This is a genomic window from Polaribacter butkevichii, assembly GCF_038024105.1.
In the GTDB taxonomy this organism is placed as follows: Bacteria; Bacteroidota; Bacteroidia; order Flavobacteriales; family Flavobacteriaceae; genus Polaribacter; species Polaribacter butkevichii.
The window spans coordinates 4002078-4020651 of record NZ_CP150661.1; the positions used below are offsets into that span (position 1 = coordinate 4002078).

The following is an 18574-nucleotide window of genomic DNA, read 5'->3' on the forward strand; positions in this document are numbered from 1 at the left end:
TTTTGAAATTTAAATTCTATTTATTCTGCAGAAAGCGCTAAGTTTGATAGTACCGAATTTGGAGCTACAAATTCCGTAGCAATGGTTTCGTTATTTTTTACTTTTCTAATTCCTTCCAGTAAAATTTTATCATCTTTAGAAAGTCCTTTACTTACAATAAAAAGGTTTTCTAACTCTGCTCCAATTTCAATTTCATGTTGTTTAACGGTATTGTTTTTATCTACGATATAGACATACTTTTTATTTAAAATTTCAAAGGTTACTTTTTGAGGGATAATAATGGCATCTTTAAAAGGGATGGTCATTATAATACTACCTGTTTCACCATGTCTTAAAATTCCATCAGGATTAGGAAAAGTAGCTCTAAAAGCAATGTTTCCGGTTTCGTTATTAAACTCACCTTCTATAGTTTCTACAATTCCTTTTTGATTAAATAACTTATTGTTGGCCATTAATAGAGATACTTCTTCTTTTTTATCTCTTTTAGTACTAATTATATAATCTAAATATTCTGCTTCTGGCACATTAAAGTAGACCCACATTTTACTATTATCAGACAAAGTGGTTAGTAGTTCTCCTTCGTCTAATAGACTACCTTCTCTTACGTGTAAGTGATCCATTATTCCATCAAAAGGAGCTCTAATATCTGTAAAGCCTAAATGAGTTTCGGCTAAAGAAACTTCTGCTTTTTCTTTATCATAATTAGCTTTAGACATGGCGAGTTCATTTTTAGAAACTACATTTTCATCGGCTAATAGTTTTGTGTTTTTGTATTCTATTTCGGCAACTTGTGCTTCTGCTTTTGCTTTTTGTAGTTCTGCTTTGTAAACATTGGGCATAATGTTAAACATTTTCTGTCCTTTTTTGAGATGTTGCCCTTCATCTACAGATATATGCTTTAAATATCCTCTTTCTAGAGCTCTAATTTCTATGTGCTTAATAGAATGAATTTGACTTACATAGTCTTTTGTAATAATGGTGTCTTGTTTTATAGGACTAGTTATTAAGTATTTGGCAGTTTCGTGGTGTACTTCTTGTTTGTGTTTGCAGCTTGTGTATATAGACAAGATAAACAAGCCAATGAAAATTTTTTTCATAGGTGTCATAGTATAATGGTTGTTTTGTAAATAAAAGGTTGCAGAAAATTCTTCCAATAATTAAAAGGAAATCTTTTCTGAAATAAATAATAATGGTTAAATGTTTTTTTTAATAGACAGAAGTAAATGCGTGTCTATTTTTAAGAATCAAATTCTAAAAACTTCAAATTTCACATACAAACCTACATGAGTAGTTCTTGTATTAAAATTTTGATAAACAGTTCTTTCTTGGGTTTTTATAGAATTGTTTTTAATAAAATATTGATGAGAAACTGTGTGTATACTATGATCAAAACAGGGCTTTTGTTTGTATAAAGTTACGTGCTCTTCACTTTCTTCAAATTCTTCAATATTTACTTCTGTAGAAAAATGTAAATCTGTATTTACACCTGTAGAAGGTTTAAAAAATAGGTGTTTAACTATTTTGCTTGTTGCAAGGTAGTTGGTTGTTGCAACGTTGAGTTGTTGTTTAAAATGAGTGTTTTTTTGATTTTTATTTGTAGTATGAGCATGTAGATTAGTAACACTAACTAAAAGTGCTGCCAATGCCAAAAACAAATAAAATTGAATTTTTCTTCTCATTTGGAACAAAAATATAGGAATGGAATATTTTAACCAAACAAAGTAAGTGCTAAGTTGTTTAAAGGCTTAGTTTTATGAATGCTATTATTTTTTAAGATTTTTTTTATAATAAATTTTAAATGTGATGATAGATTCTTGTAATTCTAAAAAAAATAGGCTTATTTTTTTAATCTTTTCTTGTTTCGTCTTTTTAATTTCTGATTTTTTAAAGAATAATTAACTTTATTAACGCTCTTTAGTTTTTATTTAACATGGTTAAAAATCAACATTGATGTTCTTTAGGTATTTTACGTAAAAGAAAATGATTTTTATAGATAGTGGAGCTAAAAGAGCAATAGCAAGATCTTTTTATAATCCAAAAAAAAAGCCTCATCATTTTTAAATGATGAGGCTTTGTATAGTATTTGTGCTATTTAGCTTTCTCTACGTTTTCTTCCGAAACCTCCAGAAGATCTTCTCTCTCCAGAACCTCCGCCAGAGTTTCTATCTGATCTATCAGAAGAACGTCTGTCTGATCTTCCTCTAGAAGAAGAACCTTCAGAGCTTCTACGTCTACCAAAACCTCCGTCTTTTTTACCAAAAGGTTTTTTACCACCTCTTCGTCCACCACCAGAACGTTCTTTCTTAGTAATCTCTATGTTTACAGAGCGTCCATCAAAATCTGGTTGATTGCTAGCAAAAGCTTCTAAAGTTTGGTCTTCGAAATTTTTATCAAGTTCAAAGAAAGAAAAAGTATCTAAGATATCTATAGAGCCTATTTCTATCTTGTCTCCAATATTTTGGTCGTTAATTAAACCAATTAATTTACCAGGGTTTAAGTTGTCTTTTCTACCAATATTGATAAAGAAACGTGTCATGTTTTCATTAACCGTTCTAGCTCTAGAATTGTCTCTAGAAGATAAATCGTTTAAATCTTTAGCGTTTTCATAATACGCTAACATGGTATTGAATTCTAAAGAAACGAATTTTTTAATTAATTCTTCTCTGTCTAAAGCTTCTAATTTTTCGTAAATACTTGGTAAAAACTCATTAATTTGAGTTTCGTTTACTTCAATATTTTGCACTTTATCAATTAAGTTCATTAATTGATTCTGACAAATTTCTTTCCCAGAAGGAACTTTTGTTTCTATAAATTTCTTTTGAATGATTTTTTCGATCTGGCGTAATTTACCTTTCTCTTTTCCATTTACTAAAACAATAGAAATACCTTTATTACCAGCTCTACCAGTTCTACCACTTCTGTGTGTGTAGTTTTCTATTTGATCTGGTAATTTATGATTTAATACGTGTGTTAATTCTGTAACATCCAATCCACGAGCAGCAACATCTGTAGCTACTAATATCTGAATTGTTTTTTTACGGAATTTACCCATTACAGAGTCTCTTTGCGCTTGAGATAAATCTCCATGCAAAGCGTCTGCACTATACCCATCTTTTATTAAATTGTCTGCAACTTCTTGTGTTTCTCTACGAGTTCTACAAAAAATAATGGCATAAATATCAGGGTTTAAATCTGCAATTCTTTTTAATGCAGGGTAACGAGTTCTTTCTGTAACAGAATAATACTCATGACTTACGTTTTCTGAACCAGAATTCTTTTGACCAGAAGTAATTTCTACCGGTTTGGTCATGTAGTTTCTTGCAATTGCTTCTACTTCTCTAGGAAAAGTAGCAGAAAATAATAAGGTTTGTTTTGTGTCTGGAGTCGCTTCTAAGACTTTATCTAACTCGTCTTTAAAGCCCATATTTAACATTTCATCCGCTTCGTCTAAGACTAACCATTGAACGTTACCTAATTTTAAGGCTCTTCTGTTAATTAAATCTACGGTTCTACCCGGAGTTCCAACAACAATCTGAGACCCTCTTTTTAAAGATCTAATTTGATCTTCCATACTAGAACCACCATAAACGGTAGTTACTTTTACATCTGGTAAGTATTTACAAAAATCTTTAATGTTATTACCAATTTGAACTGCAAGTTCTCTTGTTGGTGATAAAATAATAGCTTGTACGTTCTTACTGCTAGTATCTAAAAGCTCTAATATTGGCAAACTAAAAGCAGCAGTTTTACCTGTACCTGTTTGTGCAAATGCTTTTAAATCGTCTGTTGATGAAATAATTTGTGGAATTGCTTTTTCCTGAATAACGGTAGGTTTTTCGTAACCTAAATCCGTCAATGCTTTGTTAATCGGTTCTTTTAAACCTAATTCTAAAAATGTTGACATTACTGTGTTTTTTTGGATTCACAGAACGCCCACCTGCAAACCCGATTATAAAATTCGACCTGATTATTAATGAGTTAAACTCAAAATAAAAATCGTGCAAATTTACAAATAATATATTGATTAAACCAAAATATTAGTGATTATTTAATTTCTTTAGTTCTGAATACAATTTTTTTGAAGAAATAGAGGCAAAACCATTGGTTACAACTCCTTGTTTATCAACAATGATAGACCTTGTCATTTTACTTGTTAGAAAAGAGTTAGCCTCACTATCTGCGGTAATAAAATATTGATTTTTAATATCTAGTTTTGGTATTCTATCATGTGAGTTTCCATCAATTTTTATTTGAATAAATTGTATGTTTGGAAACTTTCTAGATAAATAATTAACTCTAGAAGAGATGTAAATTGGCGTTATATACTCTGAATTCCAAAATAATAGAAAAGTATTTTTATTTTTGGTAAGCGTTTTTATAGTGTGTTTTCCGTTTGTAAAATCATAAAGTGTAAAATCTGTAAGTTCTTGCCCTTTGTGCAACGTTTTGCTATCTAAAAGTAATTGTTTTACATGGTCTTTATCTTTTGTACTTGTGCTTAGCTTAAAGTAGGCGTCAAACGCATCTTTGTTAGCGTTACAGCTAGATTTTTTATAAAAATGACCAATTACAGTTTGTTTTAGAAATGCATTTTTAGAAGCTTCTGATTTTATATTATTGTCTATCGTTTTTAATAAATCTACCGTAAAATCGGATGAATATTCATCTGTCATTGGTTTATGACCTAAAGCATAGGTAGTATTATATAAGAAATTACGCACATAAAGAGAATAAGGTGGGTAATACATTAAAGAATCATTATTAATACTTACAGATGCTCTGTACTTATAAAATGATTTATCTATGGCTGTAAATTTTGTTTTATGATTGTATTTTACGTTTGCTATTGGGTATCTTTCTATTCTTGCATAAATAGGGTAGGTAAGTGCAACTTTTAAAACATTGTTAAAACCTTTTGTTTCATCTGGGTGCTGCTCTATGTAATTTCTATATGTTTTTTGTTTTAAAAGTAATAAAGAGTCGGCTTTTTTAATAAAAGCACTAGGTTGTAGCTGGTTTAACTTGTAAAATATTTTATTGTCTTTTTCTTCTTCTAAAAAACAATCTATTAAAATATTGTTTCTTTCTGCTCCTTTACCAGCAAATACTATAGATTCATCAAAATCCCAAGTGTTTAAACGCAACATTAAACTATCTTTTGGTTCTATATAAATATACTGGTTTTCGTTACCATGTTTAAAGTAGTATAAACCCTCATTGGCGTTATCTAGTTTTCCTAAAAATTTATTGTCTTTACCAAGATAAAGTGTATCTATCACTTTATCCATAGAATACAAAACAATAAAATTAGATTTTGGGTTTATAATTTTACCGCCAAAATACGTTGTTGTATTTTTAGAAGTAGAATTACAACTTGCAAAACCAGTAATTGTAATTAATAAAATGAAACGAAGTAGATATTTAATCATATACATTATAGGGATATAATAAGCAACAAAGTTAGGTATTCATAAGAGCTATTGTTGTTAATTGATTGTTAAAATAGGTCTAAAATTATTACTATGATAGTATTTTTAATTTCTCAAAAACCGTTTGAAATCAAGGGTGAAAAGACAAATCAAATTTGTACTTTTGCACAAATTTAAAAAATAGAGTATGTTATCAGTTTCTAATTTATCTGTTCAATTCGGAAAACGAGTTTTGTTTGATGATGTTAATACAAAATTTCAAACAGGAAATTGTTATGGAATTATTGGCGCAAACGGAGCCGGAAAATCCACTTTCTTAAAAATAATTTCTGGTGTACAAGAACCAACTTCGGGACAAGTGCATTTAGAAAAAGGAAAAAGAATGTCTGTGTTAACACAAGACCATTATGCTTTTGATGAGTTTCCTGTGTTAGAGACAGTGGTTATGGGTAACAAAGAGCTGTTTAAAATTAAAAAGCAGATTGATGATTTATATGCGGATTATACGGATGAAAACGCAGAAAAAATTGGTGAGCTTCAAATAATTTTTGAAGAAATGAATGGTTGGAATGCAGATTCTGATGCTGCTGCCATGTTATCTAACTTAGGTATTTCTGAAGATTTACATTATACATTAATGAAAGATTTAGATGGTAAACAAAAGGTACGTGTGTTAATTGCACAAGCACTTTTTGGTAATCCAGATGTACTAATAATGGATGAGCCTACCAACGATTTAGATTTTGAAACCATTGCTTGGTTAGAAAACTTTATCGCAAATTTTGATAACTGTGTAATTGTAGTATCGCATGATAGACACTTTTTAGATGCCGTTTGTACACATATTTCTGATATTGATTATGGTAAAATTAACCACTTTTCTGGAAACTATACTTTCTGGTACGAGTCTAGTCAATTAGCAACAAGACAAAGAGCACAACAAAATAAAAAGGCAGAAGAGAAAAAGAAAGAATTAGAAGAATTTATTCGTCGTTTTTCTGCAAATATGGCTAAATCAAAACAGGCAACTTCTCGTAAGAAGATGATCGAGAAATTAAATGTAGATGAAATTAAACCATCAAGTAGACGTTATCCTGCAATTATTTTTGATAGAGATAGAGAAGCCGGAGATCAGATTTTAAATGTAGAAGGTTTATCAAAAGAATTTGAAGGAGAAAAGTTATTTTCAGACATTCATATCAATTTAAATAAAGGAGATAAAATTGCTATTATTTCTAGAAACTCTAGAGCTGTAACTGCTTTTTATCAAGTTGTTATGGGGAATGAAAAAGCTGATGAAGGTACTTTTGATTGGGGAGTTACAACAACACAGTCTTATTTACCTCTAGATAATTCTTCTTTCTTTAAAGATGGCGAATTGAATTTAGTAGATTGGTTAAGACAGTATGCACAAACAGAAGAAGAGCGTGAAGAAGTTTTCTTAAGAGGATTCTTAGGTAAAATGATTTTTTCTGGTGAAGAAGCTTTAAAGAAAAGTGATGTATTGTCTGGAGGGGAAAAAGTACGTTGTATGTTATCTAGAATGATGATGAAAAGAGCGAATATCTTAGTTTTAGATGAGCCAACAAATCACTTAGATTTAGAGTCTATACAAGCATTAAATAATTCATTAATCAATTTTAAAGGTACCGTTTTGTTTACCACTCATGATCATGAGTTTGCGCAAACAGTTGCCAATAGAGTTATAGAGTTAACGCCAAAAGGTGCAATAGATAGATATACTACTTTTGATGAGTATTTATCTGATCCAAAAATTAAAGAATTAAGAGATAAAATGTACTCTTAAGACATAAAGATATATTATATAAAAAAAAGCGAAATCTAAATTTAGATTTCGCTTTTTTTGTTTAAAATAACAGAAGCTAATAATTAAGTAAATAGATATTTAAACTCTAAAATATTTTGTTTTATTTTTTTTGCAAAGGACTAATAATTTTTACATCAGAAAAAGAAATGGCACCTCTAACAACACCATCAATAGTTTTCTTTAAAGCTTCAATCATTTGCATTTTTAATTGCGATTTATGATAAATTAAACTCACCTCTCTTGCTGGTGGAGGACTCGTAAATTCGCGTAAATGGCTTTTATCAACTTCATTTAAATCTAATGTATGTAAGTAAGGTAGTAATGTCATTCCTAAACCTTCTTTAGATAGTTTAATTAAAGTATCAAAACTTCCGCTTTCTAACTGAAATCGTTTTTTATTATCAATTTTATGATTTCTGCATAAATTAAGGACACTATCTTTAAAACAATGACCGTCTTCTAAAAGTAAAATATCTTCCATTTCTAACTCATCTGCAGTAATGTTTTTGTTTTTATACAATCTATGGTTTTGAGGTACCAAACCAACAAATGGTTCGTAGTATAACGGTCTTTCTTTAATAGCTTCGTTTTCTAATGGTGTTGCAGCAAGTCCTGCATCTATATGTCCGTCTGTTAACTTTCTTATAATTTCTTCGGTAGTTAACTCTTCTATAATTAATTTTACTTTCGGATATTTTTTAGTAAAGTTTTGCAAAAACATAGGTAATAAAGTAGGCATAATTGTAGGAATAATTCCTAATTTAAATTCACCACCTATATATCCTTTTTGTTGATGTACAATATCTAAAATTCTATTACTTTCATCAACTATAACTTTAGCTTGTTCAACTATTTTTTTTCCTACTTCAGTTAATTCGATAGGTTTTTTAGAACGATTAAATATTTTAACACCTAATTCGTCTTCCAATTTTTGAATTTGCATACTCAAAGTAGGTTGTGTTACAAAGCTATGCTCTGCAGCTACGGTAAAATTTTGATACTCTGCAACGGATAAAACGTATTTTAATTGTGTAATGGTCATTTTAGATAAAATTTTTTGATAAAGATATTAAAACTATCAATTAAAATTATAGTATTTCCTCTTAAATTTCTCGTAAATTTATGTTATTAAAAAATAACAACAAAATGAGCAAAACAATATTAGGATTAGACAAAAAAGAAACAGCTAATTTAGTTACAGAACTAAACGGATTGTTATCAAATTTTCAAATCTATTATCAAAGTTTAAGAGGTTTGCACTGGAACATAAAAGGGAAAAACTTTTTTGAATTACACGTAAAATTCGAAGAGTTTTATACAGATTCACAAGTTAAAATAGATGAAATAGCAGAACGTATTTTAACCTTACAAGGAAAACCATTACATACATTTTCCGATTATTTAGAAAACTCTTCTGTGGCAGTAGGTAAAGATATTTCTAATGATGTAGAGGGTGTAGAGTTGGTAGTAAATTCACTATCAGAATTATTAAAAAACGAGCGTTTAATTTTAGATTTATCAGACAAAGCAGGTGATGAAGGTACAAACTCTATGATGAGTGACTTTATTGCAGAACAAGAAAAAACAATTTGGATGTTAAATTCTTGGTTAGGTAAATAATTAACTAATGTTATTACAAAAAAAAAGGAACTCATTATGAGTTCCTTTTTTATTTTAACAAATATGAAAAACCAATTTCATACCCAAGAATATTATACCCGTTATTTGGGTCTTGCGTATCAAAGTTAGAAACATGTCCTATGTTAGTTCCTATATATAAAAATGTTGTATTGGTTGTTTTGTAAGAGAATCCTAAAGAACCGTTTTCTATAAACGTAAAACCTTTAGCCAAACGCTCAGTTCTTGTGTTAATTGTGGCAACACCTAGTCCTATTTTTGCTTGTAAATCTAACTTTTTTAAAAGTTTCTTTTTTAGAATAAAACCTAATTCAAAAGCATACAAATGCATGGTTTTGGGAGTTGTAAATTCAGTTCTTTTATCTTGGTAATTTTCTTCGGAAGGCAATACAAATTGCTCGTTTATTAACTGATGTTTTAAAGTCTGAATTTGAGGTTGAACACTTATTTCAAAATTTAATTTTTTCCAACTTCCTAAATCGTAAAAGAGTTGTGCTTTAAAAGTTTCTGTAGTATAAGAATAATCTTTATCATCAAATAAAAAATTATTGTCTTGTGCTTTGTTGTAAAGAAATCCAACTTTAGTTGGATGCCAAATTCCTACTTTTTTTTCCTGACTAAATACAGAAAAAACAATAAAAAACAATAAAATAAAAAAGTGTTTTTTCATCTAAGACAAAGAAAACATTTTGGCTACTTTCTCTGCCTTTCTACTCTCTGAATAATCATAAAAACCTTCGCCAGATTTTATACCTAATTTACCTGCCATAACCATGTTTACTAATAATGGGCAAGGTGCATATTTAGGGTTTTTAAAGCCATCGTATAGCACATTCATAATAGACAAACAAACATCTAAACCAATAAAATCTGCCAACTGTAAAGGGCCCATTGGGTGTGCCATTCCTAACTTCATTACCGTATCAATTTCTTCTACACCAGCAACCTTATTATACAAAGTTTCTATAGATTCGTTAATCATTGGCATTAAAATTCTATTTGCCACAAAACCAGGATAATCATTTACTTCTACCGGAATTTTACCTACTTTTTTAGAAAGTTCAGCAATGGTTTCCATCACTTCATCAGACGTGTTGTAACCTCTAATAATTTCTACCAATTTCATAATTGGTACAGGGTTCATAAAATGCATTCCAATTACCTTATCGGGTCTGTTGGTTGCGGCAGCAATTTGCGTAATAGAAATAGACGAAGTGTTGGTTGCTAAAATGGTGTTAGTGGCACAAACATCATCTAATTCTTTAAAAATTTTGGATTTTAAAACAGCGTTTTCAGTAGCTGCTTCTACCACTAAATCGGCATTTTCAACTCCTTCTTTAATAGTAGTAAAAGTGCTAATATTTTGTAAAGTTTGCGTTTTGTCTGCTTCAGAAATTTTTTCTTTAGCCACCATTCGGTCTAAATTCTTAGCAATGGTTGCCATTCCTTTTTCTAAAGAAGCTTCAGAAATATCAATTAAACTCACTTTATAATTAAATTGTGCAAATGTATGAGCAATTCCATTTCCCATGGTTCCGGCTCCAATAACAGCAATGTTTTTCATCATAAAAATTATTTAAAAAGTTGTTTTTTTTTGGCGTTTAAACAGGCTTTCGCTACTCGCTTTTTTAAATTTTTTATATAAAAATTTAAAAAGAGCTCAAACAGACCGCTCTATCCTTAACGCAATTACTTGCAAGCCTCAATATTTAAAAGATAAATTTAGAGTGTTTACAAGCTTGTTGTTATCATACTTTGTTGTTTTTATTTAAAAACAATCAATAATCATCTGAGCAACTTTTAAAGCTTCTGTTCCTTGTCTTAAACTTACAATCGGAGACGTGTTATTATTAATAGCATCTGCAAAAGTTTCTAATTCATCTAAAATAGCATTGTTGTTTGCTACTTCCGGATTTTCAAAATAAATTTGTTTTTTAACGCCTTCAGCATTTTGTAAAACCATTGCAAATTCATCAGGATTTTCAGGTACATCTTTCATTCTAACCACCTCAGATTCTTTACTTAAAAAGTTAACAGAAATATAGGCATCCTTCTGAAAAAAACGAGATTTACGCATGTTTTTCATAGAAATTCTACTTGCAGTTAAATTGGCAACACAACCGTTTTCAAACTCAATTCTTGCGTTGGCAATATCTGGTGTGTCAGAAATAACTGAAACTCCACTTGCATGTACATTTTTTACGGTAGATTTTACTACAGAAAGAATAATATCAATATCATGAATCATTAAATCTAATACAACAGGCACATCGGTTCCTCTTGGGTTAAATTCTGCCAATCTATGGCATTCTATAAACATTGGGTTTTCAATCTTATCTTTTACAGCGGTAAATGCTGGATTAAAACGCTCTACATGACCAACTTGTCCTAAAACATGAAATTGACTCGCCAACGTTTTTATAGCTTCTGCCTCTAAAACTGTTTTTGTAATTGGTTTTTCTACAAAAATATGACGTCCTTTTTCTATCGCTAATTTAGCACAATCAAAATGTGATAAAGTAGGAGTTACAATATCTACAACTTCTACAGCATCTATTAACGATTCTATAGAATCAAAAGAAGTATAGCCAAATTCTTCGGTTACATTTTTTGCGTTTTCTTTAGAAGGGTCATAAAAACCTACTAAGTTATATTTATCTGATTGTTGTAATAATCGTAAATGAATTTTTCCTAAGTGTCCAGCACCTAATACTCCAACTTTAAGCATAAGATAGTTTTATTGTCTTCTCGAGCGCAGTCGAGAGGTATATATGAGTGGTCGACTGCGCTCGAACCGATATTTAATATTTTAAGGCAAAATAAAAAGCCAAAAACAAAGATACAATTTTATGCCTATTTATATGGATTAATTACTATTTTTAGACTCCAGAAATTTATAAAAATTGAGAGACACTTCTAAACACCAAGGACTTAGAAACCAACTTGCTAACGTATTAAAAGCAAAAGGTATTATTGATGAAAATGTATTAAACGCAGTGCGTGCAATTCCACGCCATCTATTTATTGATAGTAGTTTTGAGTCTCATGCTTATCAAGACAAAGCTTTTCCTATAGCGGCAGATCAAACTATTTCTATGCCTTACACGGTTGCTTTTCAATCTCAAACGTTAGAGTTAAAACCTGGTGATAAAGTATTAGAAATTGGTACAGGTTCTGGGTATCAGACCGCTGTCTTGTTAGAACTAAAGGCTGAAGTGTATTCTATAGAAAGACAAAGAGAGTTGTATAGAAAAACCTCTCGTTTTTTACCTAAATTAGGTTACAATCCTAAAAGATTTATTTTTGGAGATGGTTATATCGGTTTAAAAGAACAAGCTCCTTTCGATAAAATTATAGTAACTGCAGGTGCGCCTTATGTACCAAAACCATTATTATCTCAATTAAAAATAGGAGGTAGGTTGTTAATTCCTGTTGGAGATAAAACACAAATAATGACTTTGTTTATTCGTAATTCTGCTACAGCCTTTGAAAAACACGAATTAGGTGATTTTGCTTTTGTACCCATGCTAGAAGAGAAAAATTAATCAGCTGTTTTTACATTACCTATAGAACCCTTTTTAGTAGGTGTCAGCTCAAATATAAAGTTAGGATGTAAATCTTTAACAGGTCTGTGAGATACAAATAAAATGGTAGTATCACTTTCTGCTACAATTTTATTAATTAAACTAACAATAATTGAGGTTCCTTGGTTGTCTAAATTAATAAGCGGTTCGTCTAAAATTAACAAAGGCGGATGTTTTATCATAGACCTTGCAATTAAAACCAATCTTTGTTCTGCTGTTGTTAAGTTATTAAATGGGGTGTTTTTTTTACTTTCTAAGTTTAATAATTGTAACCACTCATTAGCTACCTTAATTTGTAAGGTAGACGGCGTTTCGTATAAGCCAACACTATCAAAAAAACCAGATAACACCATGTGAGCTACCGTAATTCTTCTTTTAAATAACTCTAATATTGCCGGACTAAAGTAGCCTATTTTTTCTTTTATTTCCCAAACACTTTCACCAGATCCTTTTTTCTTACCAAATAAATAGACTTCTTGCCTAAATGCTTTTACGTTATTTCCGTAAATCATGGATAAAATAGTGGTTTTACCAGAACCATTTGGACCTATTAAATGCCAAAATTCGTTTTTATGGATAGTCCAATTGATGTTATTTAAAATAGAACGATCATCATAAGAAACATTTACATCTTGTAATGATATTAACTGTTCTGGTATGTCTTTGTAAAAAGTGATTGGTTTTGGTACCTCTCCTTTAAAACTAAAATCAATTTCTTTAAATTGATAGGTATCTAAAGGGATGCTTTCTGTAATTTTGTCGTTTTCGATTTCTAAAACGTGTGTAATTATCGGTAAAATTTCATCTTTTCGATTGAAAATTTGAATAAAAATAATATCCGAAGATAGCGTGATTAGGTGTGTTTTTAAATTAGAAACTGCTTGAGTATCTAAACTTTCAAAAGGACTGTCTAATATTAAAAAATCGGGTTTTTGTTGAAGTAAGTAATTGAGTAAAGCTTTTTTTTGTTCTCCACTAGATAAGGTTCTAATGCTTCTGTTTTCTTTAGTTGTTAAGGTTTGTACATTGTGTTTGGCTTCTTTTTCTATAAAGCTATCTAAAACAGTGTTAGAAAATAAAAGGCCTTTTTTATCTTGTAAATAAGGTAAAAAATCTAGGCCTTTTAAGATGTTTTCTACTAATTTACTGTTAGCAGAAAGTTGTGTATTTTCAATTGTAAAATGGATTTGCTCCATGTTTTTTTAATTTATTTAGCTTTTTTATAGAAAGCTATTTTTCTAAATAAAATAATATCAATACCACCAAGTACTTTTACTGGGTTTTATATTTATGCGAATTGTAAAGAACTATTCAACTACACGGTACCAGTTTTGGGTACGATAAAAAAAGGCAATATAACCTCTCACGTTTAATTTGTTAGCGTTGTCTTCTTCTAACCAAATTTTACAGTCGTATTCTTTTCCTTTTTGAGGGTCTAAAATTGTACCTCCTTTATATTCATCACCTTTCTTTTTTAAGCCTTCAATAATGGTCATGCCTAAGATAAGTTTATCTTTTTTAGCTCCTTCACATTTATCACAAACAGCATCTTGTCGGTCTTTGTTAAATACTTTTACAACTTTACCATAAACTTTACCGTTTTCTTCATAAAGGTTCACGATCGATTTCGTTTCACCAGTTTCATCATCAACTGTTTTCCAATTCCCTAAAATTGATTGTGCATTTACTGTTACTGCAAGCATTAATACTACTAAAGTAAAAATTGATTTTTTCATTTGTTTAAATTGTATTTATGTTCTGTTATTCAATAATTGTTCCAAAAAAGGTTAATCATATTTTGCACTAAAGTTGTTTTCCCATTTTCCTTGTACTCTTAAAATTTGTTCTATAACATCTCTAACACATCCTTCTCCACCTTTTTTGTAAGAAATATATTTAGAAACTCCTTGTATTTCTGGAGCAGCATCATTTGGGCAACAAGGCATTCCTACCAATTCCATAACAGGGTAATCTGGAATGTCATCTCCCATATACAACACATTTTCTGGTTGTAAATTGTATTTCTCTACTAACTCGTTGTATTGTTTAATTTTATCGTGAGCACCTAAATAAATATCTTTAATTCCTAAATTAGCTAAACGAGTTCTTACGCCTTCGTTTTTTCCTCCAGAAATTATACAGACATTTAAGCCTTTATCTACGGCAGTTTTTAATGCATAACCATCTTTAATATTCATGTGTCTTACCAATTCTCCGTCAGGCATAATGGTAACCATTCCGTTGGTAAGTACTCCATCTACATCAAAAATTAAGGTGTTTATTTTGGGTAATAATTGCTTGTAACTAATTTCCATATTTATATTTTGTAAAACTTCTAGACTATTTTAGAAGTATTTTATTTGTTTAAAAAAAATTAATCAATTGAATTTTGAATTGATTTTGTAATAATTTTATATATTTTTTGTTGCTCTTTATTTAACAAATCTAAATGATTTTTAATTGTTTTACTGTCTTTTCTAACTGCAGGTCCGGTTTGTGCTTTTTCTGGCGATAAAGATGCAATTTTACTAGCAGTTTCATTAATTAAGGGGTGTAAAATTTCGAAAGGAACATGGTGCTCTGTGCAAATATCATTTCCAATTTTATAAAAGTGATTGGTAAAGTTATTTACAAATACTGCGGCAACATGCAATGCTTTTCTTTGTTCAGAATTTATTTCGTATCTTTTTTTTCCAATAGACTTTGCAACTTTATCAAGTAATTTTTGGTCTTTTTTATTGGTAGCTTCTAAACAAAAAGGAATCTCGTTAAAATTAACTTCTTTTCCTTTAGAAAAAGTTTGTAGCATGTAAAAAACACCTTTTCTAGTTTGGTTTTTTAATTCGTTAATAGAGCATCCACCGGAGGTGTGTACCACAAATTTGTTGTTTATTTTTGATGAAACTTCTGCAATAGCATCATCAGAAACGGCAATAATTGTAAGGTCTGCTTTTGGGATGTTTTTTAATTCTCTAGAACTAATTTGCGTAACTGCAATAGCATCAGTCTTTAAGAAAGCAGTGTGTAAATGTGTAGCAACATTTCCTTTTCCAACAAGTAGTACAGATATCATAAAACGAAGATATTGATTTTTTTAGTGGATTGCACAAGGAATTATTAAATTAGCCATCATAAAACGATAGAAATGAAAGAATCAAATAAATTTGGAATAAACACTACTTGTGTACATGTTGGCGAAGTTAAGGATGAGCAATTTAAAGGAGCTGTTTCGCCTATTTATACTGCTACTTCTTATGCTTTTGATGGGGTTGATGTAAAACGTTATCCACGTTATTTTAACACACCAAATCAAGAAATGTTGCACAAAAAGATTGCTGCTTTAGAAAAAACAGAAGATGCTTTAATTTTTGGTTCTGGAATGGCAGCTATATCCGCAGCATTATTTGCCTTTTTAAAAAAAGGAGATCATGTGGTGATTCAGCAAGTAATTTATGGAGGTACTTATAATTTTATCGTTTCAGAATTTGATAAATTTGGAATAGAATATTCTTTTACAGAATCTGATAAAGTAGAAGACTTTAAACCATTGATTAAGGCAAACACCAAAGTTTTATATATAGAGACGCCTTCTAATCCGTTATTAGGTATTACAGATATGAAAGCAATTGCTGCTTTGGCAAAAGAAAACGGTATTTTAACAATGATAGATAATACGTTTGCATCACCTATTAATCAAAATCCTATAGATTTTGGAATTGATATTATGTTGCATTCTGCTACTAAATATATGGGTGGTCATTCTGATATTTCTGCCGGTGCCATTGCAGCAACCACAGAACATATTGAGAAAATTTGGAAAACAGCTATCAATTTTGGTGGTAATTTAAGTGATCAAACGGTTTGGTTGTTAGAAAGAAGTTTAAAAACACTGAATTTACGTGTAAAAGAGCAAACTAAAAATGCACAAAAAATGGCTGAGTTTTTAGAAAATAACGCAGATATTGATAGGGTTTATTATCCAGGATTAAAAAGTCATCCGCAATATGAATTGGCAAAAAAACAAATGAAAGGTTTTGGAGCAATGATGTCTTTTGAGTTATCAGAAGGAATTGATGCTATGAAATTTCAAAATTATTTACAATTGATAAAACCTTCTATGAGTTTAGCTGGTTTAGAAAGTACAACTGTAAGTCCGGTACAAACAACACACGCTTTATTAAGTGAAGAAGAACGTTTGGCAAGAGGAATTAAAGATGGTTTAATTCGTTTTTCTGTAGGTATAGAAGAAGCAGAAGATTTAATTAAAGATATTTTACAAGCAATAAAAAAAGCAAAGAGTTAAAACTCTTTGCTTTTATATAGTAAAAATTATAAAAATTCTACATGTGATCTAATTGGTGGTGTTCGTCAATTAATGGACCACCTTCAATAATGTGTTCTGATGCTTCGTTAGCAAATTTTTCGAAGTTTAAGTGGAAGAAATGTGCTAAGTGAATTGCTTTACTAATGTATGCACTTTTGTTTACCCAAGTATTCATTGGGTTTAACATTTCTGTAGGAACATTAGGACAATATTTTGGCATAAATAATCCGAAAATAGGGTGTTGTTCAAATTCGATATTATCTAAACTTCCTTTTAAGATTTCTCCAATCATTGCTCTTGTATATTTTAATTTTATACGAGAACCAGTTCCGTAAGGACCTCCAGACCAACCTGTGTTAATCAACCAAACATTTACACCTGCTTCAGTCATTTTTGTACTTAACATTTCAGCATATTTTGTTGGGTGTAATGGCATAAAAGGTTCACCAAAACAAGCAGAGAAAGATGGTACAGGCTCTGTAATTCCTGCTTCTGTTCCTGCTACTTTTGCAGTATAACCAGAGATAAAGTGGTATGCAGCTTGTCCAGGAGTTAATTTAGAAACTGGAGGCAAAACACCAAAAGCATCTGCAGTTAAAAAGAAAATGTTTTTAGGGTTGTTTGCGTATGATGGTACTGCAATATTATCGATGTTATAAATTGGGTAACTTACACGTGTGTTTTGTGTAATAGAACCATCCATGTAATCTACTTCTCCATCTTCTTTAAATACTACATTTTCTAATAAAGCACCTGGCTTAATAGCTCTAAAAATATCTGGTTCTTTTTCTTCTGATAAGTCGATAACTTTAGCATAACAACCACCTTCAAAATTAAAGATATTGTTTTCTTTAGTCCAACCATGTTCATCATCACCAATTAATTTTCTTGAAGGGTCTGCAGATAAAGTTGTTTTTCCTGTTCCAGATAATCCGAAGAAAATTGCTGTATCTCCATCTTCACCAACATTTGCAGAACAGTGCATTGGTAAAACATCTTTTTCTACTGGTAAAATTAAATTTAATGCAGAAAATATACCTTTTTTAATTTCTCCTGTATAACCAGAACCACCAATTAAAGCAATTTTATCTGTAAAGTTAATGATAGAGAAATTTCCTTGACGGATTCCGTATGCTTTTGGGTCATCACAAATATAACCAGGAGCACATAATACTAACCAGTCTTCATCAAAGTTAGCTAACTCTTCGTCAGAAGGTCTTAAGAACATATTGTAAACAAAAGAAATAGACCATGGGTATTCTGCTACGGTTCTAATATTTGTTCTGTAAGTTGGGTCTGCACATACATAACCATCTTTAGCGTATATTTCTTTATTAGATAAATAATCTGTAACGTTCTTTTTTAATTTATCGAAATTTTCTTGAGAAACAGGTTTGTTGGTTTTTCCCCACCAAACTTTGTCTGCTGTATAATCATCTTTTACTATAAATCTATCTTGAGGAGATCTACCTGTAAATTTACCAGTGTTTACAGCTAAAGTTCCATTTTTGGTTTCTCTACCCATACCTTTTTCAATAGTAATTTTTTGAAGTTCTTCAGTAGGTAAGTTCCAATTTACTGTTACGTTTTTTAATCCGTAAGTTTCCATGTTTCTGTTGGTTGCCATAATTTAATTTTATAGTTATTAATTAATGTTTATTACAATTGCCATCTGATTGGCTTTTATATTATTGTTTTTTGATATTGTAAAATTACTCACATTATAAAGTTTGTTTTATGACATATATCATACCGGTACCATACAGTTAAT

17 protein-coding genes are annotated in these 18574 nt (G+C 30.2%); 4 read left to right on the forward strand and 13 right to left on the reverse strand.

The genetic code is table 11. From position 1 onward, the window contains the following. Positions 1 to 20: 20 nt before the first annotated feature. The 4 genes from WG951_RS16865 to WG951_RS16880 all read right to left on the reverse strand — a co-directional run bounded on the left by WG951_RS16865 (position 21) and on the right by WG951_RS16880 (position 5429). On the reverse strand, positions 21 to 1097 hold the full coding sequence (locus tag WG951_RS16865; protein WP_105049340.1) for an efflux RND transporter periplasmic adaptor subunit: 1077 nt from the start codon (positions 1095 to 1097) through the stop codon (positions 21 to 23). A 147-nt stretch (positions 1098 to 1244) separates the two neighbouring features. Then, on the reverse strand, positions 1245 to 1679 hold the full coding sequence (locus tag WG951_RS16870) for a hypothetical protein (RefSeq protein ID WP_105048099.1): 435 nt from the start codon (positions 1677 to 1679) through the stop codon (positions 1245 to 1247). A gap of 413 nt (positions 1680 to 2092) precedes the next feature. Next, the gene (locus WG951_RS16875; protein ID WP_105048100.1) at positions 2093 to 3904 is read right to left on the reverse strand and encodes a DEAD/DEAH box helicase; all 1812 of its coding nucleotides are present in this window, start codon (positions 3902 to 3904) and stop codon (positions 2093 to 2095) included. A gap of 133 nt (positions 3905 to 4037) precedes the next feature. Next, positions 4038 to 5429: a hypothetical protein gene (locus WG951_RS16880; protein ID WP_105048101.1), complete on the reverse strand. Its 1392-nt coding sequence runs from the start codon at positions 5427 to 5429 to the stop codon at positions 4038 to 4040. 187 nt (positions 5430 to 5616) lie between these two features. Here WG951_RS16880 and WG951_RS16885 point away from each other — a divergent pair, with 187 nt between their 5' ends. Further along, positions 5617 to 7236: an ABC-F family ATP-binding cassette domain-containing protein gene (locus WG951_RS16885; protein ID WP_105048102.1), complete on the forward strand. Its 1620-nt coding sequence runs from the start codon at positions 5617 to 5619 to the stop codon at positions 7234 to 7236. A gap of 121 nt (positions 7237 to 7357) precedes the next feature. Here WG951_RS16885 and WG951_RS16890 read toward each other — a convergent pair whose 3' ends face one another. Beyond that, positions 7358 to 8299 carry a hydrogen peroxide-inducible genes activator gene (locus tag WG951_RS16890; protein ID WP_105048103.1) on the reverse strand — a complete coding sequence of 314 codons (942 nt, stop codon included), beginning with the start codon at positions 8297 to 8299 and terminating at the stop codon, positions 7358 to 7360. A gap of 104 nt (positions 8300 to 8403) precedes the next feature. On the opposite strand from WG951_RS16890, the gene WG951_RS16895 reads away from it, so the two are divergent. Beyond that, positions 8404 to 8877, forward strand: coding sequence for a Dps family protein (locus WG951_RS16895; RefSeq protein ID WP_105049341.1), 474 nt, complete (start codon positions 8404 to 8406; stop codon positions 8875 to 8877). Positions 8878 to 8926: 49 nt separating this feature from the next. Here WG951_RS16895 and WG951_RS16900 read toward each other — a convergent pair whose 3' ends face one another. The 3 genes from WG951_RS16900 to WG951_RS16910 all read right to left on the reverse strand — a co-directional run bounded on the left by WG951_RS16900 (position 8927) and on the right by WG951_RS16910 (position 11623). Then, entirely contained in the window at positions 8927 to 9565 is a 639-nt protein-coding gene (locus WG951_RS16900) for an acyloxyacyl hydrolase (RefSeq protein WP_105048104.1), read from the reverse strand. Further along, positions 9566 to 10459, reverse strand: a complete 894-nt coding sequence (locus tag WG951_RS16905) for a 3-hydroxybutyryl-CoA dehydrogenase (protein WP_105048105.1) — start codon at positions 10457 to 10459, stop codon at positions 9566 to 9568. A 204-nt stretch (positions 10460 to 10663) separates the two neighbouring features. Beyond that, positions 10664 to 11623, reverse strand: coding sequence for a Gfo/Idh/MocA family protein (locus WG951_RS16910; protein WP_105048106.1), 960 nt, complete (start codon positions 11621 to 11623; stop codon positions 10664 to 10666). Between the two features lie 175 nt (positions 11624 to 11798). On the opposite strand from WG951_RS16910, the gene WG951_RS16915 reads away from it, so the two are divergent. Continuing rightward, positions 11799 to 12440, forward strand: coding sequence for a protein-L-isoaspartate(D-aspartate) O-methyltransferase (locus WG951_RS16915; protein WP_105048107.1), 642 nt, complete (start codon positions 11799 to 11801; stop codon positions 12438 to 12440). On the opposite strand, the gene WG951_RS16920 is transcribed toward WG951_RS16915, so the two are convergent. The 4 genes from WG951_RS16920 to WG951_RS16935 form a co-directional block, all read right to left on the reverse strand. Then, a complete protein-coding gene (locus tag WG951_RS16920; RefSeq protein WP_105048108.1) occupies positions 12437 to 13675 on the reverse strand; it encodes an ATP-binding cassette domain-containing protein in 1239 nt (412 codons plus the stop codon). The genes WG951_RS16915 and WG951_RS16920 overlap by 4 nt on opposite strands. A gap of 111 nt (positions 13676 to 13786) precedes the next feature. Then, positions 13787 to 14215 (reverse strand): DUF2147 domain-containing protein, encoded by a 429-nt coding sequence (locus tag WG951_RS16925; RefSeq protein ID WP_105048109.1) that lies wholly within the window; start codon positions 14213 to 14215, stop codon positions 13787 to 13789. A gap of 51 nt (positions 14216 to 14266) precedes the next feature. Beyond that, positions 14267 to 14794: a KdsC family phosphatase gene (locus WG951_RS16930; RefSeq protein ID WP_105048110.1), complete on the reverse strand. Its 528-nt coding sequence runs from the start codon at positions 14792 to 14794 to the stop codon at positions 14267 to 14269. 59 nt (positions 14795 to 14853) lie between these two features. After that, the gene (locus WG951_RS16935) at positions 14854 to 15552 is read right to left on the reverse strand and encodes a Rossmann-like and DUF2520 domain-containing protein (protein ID WP_105048111.1); all 699 of its coding nucleotides are present in this window, start codon (positions 15550 to 15552) and stop codon (positions 14854 to 14856) included. A 72-nt stretch (positions 15553 to 15624) separates the two neighbouring features. On the opposite strand from WG951_RS16935, the gene WG951_RS16940 reads away from it, so the two are divergent. Beyond that, positions 15625 to 16782, forward strand: a complete 1158-nt coding sequence (locus WG951_RS16940) for a trans-sulfuration enzyme family protein (protein ID WP_105048112.1) — start codon at positions 15625 to 15627, stop codon at positions 16780 to 16782. 37 nt (positions 16783 to 16819) lie between these two features. Here WG951_RS16940 and pckA read toward each other — a convergent pair whose 3' ends face one another. Continuing rightward, the gene (gene pckA, locus WG951_RS16945; protein ID WP_105048113.1) at positions 16820 to 18430 is read right to left on the reverse strand and encodes a phosphoenolpyruvate carboxykinase (ATP); all 1611 of its coding nucleotides are present in this window, start codon (positions 18428 to 18430) and stop codon (positions 16820 to 16822) included. Between the last annotated feature and the right edge of the window lie 144 nt (positions 18431 to 18574).

What these genes read in the sequence shown, in the direction of transcription:
- WG951_RS16865 (WP_105049340.1), bottom strand. Translation starts at nt 1,097, where the DNA reads ATGAAAAAAATTTTCATTGGCTTGTTTATCTTGTCTATATACACAAGC.
- WG951_RS16870 (WP_105048099.1), bottom strand. Translation starts at nt 1,679, where the DNA reads ATGAGAAGAAAAATTCAATTTTATTTGTTTTTGGCATTGGCAGCACTT.
- WG951_RS16875 (WP_105048100.1), bottom strand. Translation starts at nt 3,904, where the DNA reads ATGTCAACATTTTTAGAATTAGGTTTAAAAGAACCGATTAACAAAGCA.
- WG951_RS16880 (WP_105048101.1), bottom strand. Translation starts at nt 5,429, where the DNA reads ATGATTAAATATCTACTTCGTTTCATTTTATTAATTACAATTACTGGT.
- WG951_RS16885 (WP_105048102.1), top strand. Translation starts at nt 5,617, where the DNA reads ATGTTATCAGTTTCTAATTTATCTGTTCAATTCGGAAAACGAGTTTTG.
- WG951_RS16890 (WP_105048103.1), bottom strand. Translation starts at nt 8,299, where the DNA reads ATGACCATTACACAATTAAAATACGTTTTATCCGTTGCAGAGTATCAA.
- WG951_RS16895 (WP_105049341.1), top strand. Translation starts at nt 8,404, where the DNA reads ATGAGCAAAACAATATTAGGATTAGACAAAAAAGAAACAGCTAATTTA.
- WG951_RS16900 (WP_105048104.1), bottom strand. Translation starts at nt 9,565, where the DNA reads ATGAAAAAACACTTTTTTATTTTATTGTTTTTTATTGTTTTTTCTGTA.
- WG951_RS16905 (WP_105048105.1), bottom strand. Translation starts at nt 10,459, where the DNA reads ATGAAAAACATTGCTGTTATTGGAGCCGGAACCATGGGAAATGGAATT.
- WG951_RS16910 (WP_105048106.1), bottom strand. Translation starts at nt 11,623, where the DNA reads ATGCTTAAAGTTGGAGTATTAGGTGCTGGACACTTAGGAAAAATTCAT.
- WG951_RS16920 (WP_105048108.1), bottom strand. Translation starts at nt 13,675, where the DNA reads ATGGAGCAAATCCATTTTACAATTGAAAATACACAACTTTCTGCTAAC.
- WG951_RS16925 (WP_105048109.1), bottom strand. Translation starts at nt 14,215, where the DNA reads ATGAAAAAATCAATTTTTACTTTAGTAGTATTAATGCTTGCAGTAACA.
- WG951_RS16930 (WP_105048110.1), bottom strand. Translation starts at nt 14,794, where the DNA reads ATGGAAATTAGTTACAAGCAATTATTACCCAAAATAAACACCTTAATT.
- WG951_RS16935 (WP_105048111.1), bottom strand. Translation starts at nt 15,552, where the DNA reads ATGATATCTGTACTACTTGTTGGAAAAGGAAATGTTGCTACACATTTA.
- WG951_RS16940 (WP_105048112.1), top strand. Translation starts at nt 15,625, where the DNA reads ATGAAAGAATCAAATAAATTTGGAATAAACACTACTTGTGTACATGTT.
- pckA (WP_105048113.1), bottom strand. Translation starts at nt 18,430, where the DNA reads ATGGCAACCAACAGAAACATGGAAACTTACGGATTAAAAAACGTAACA.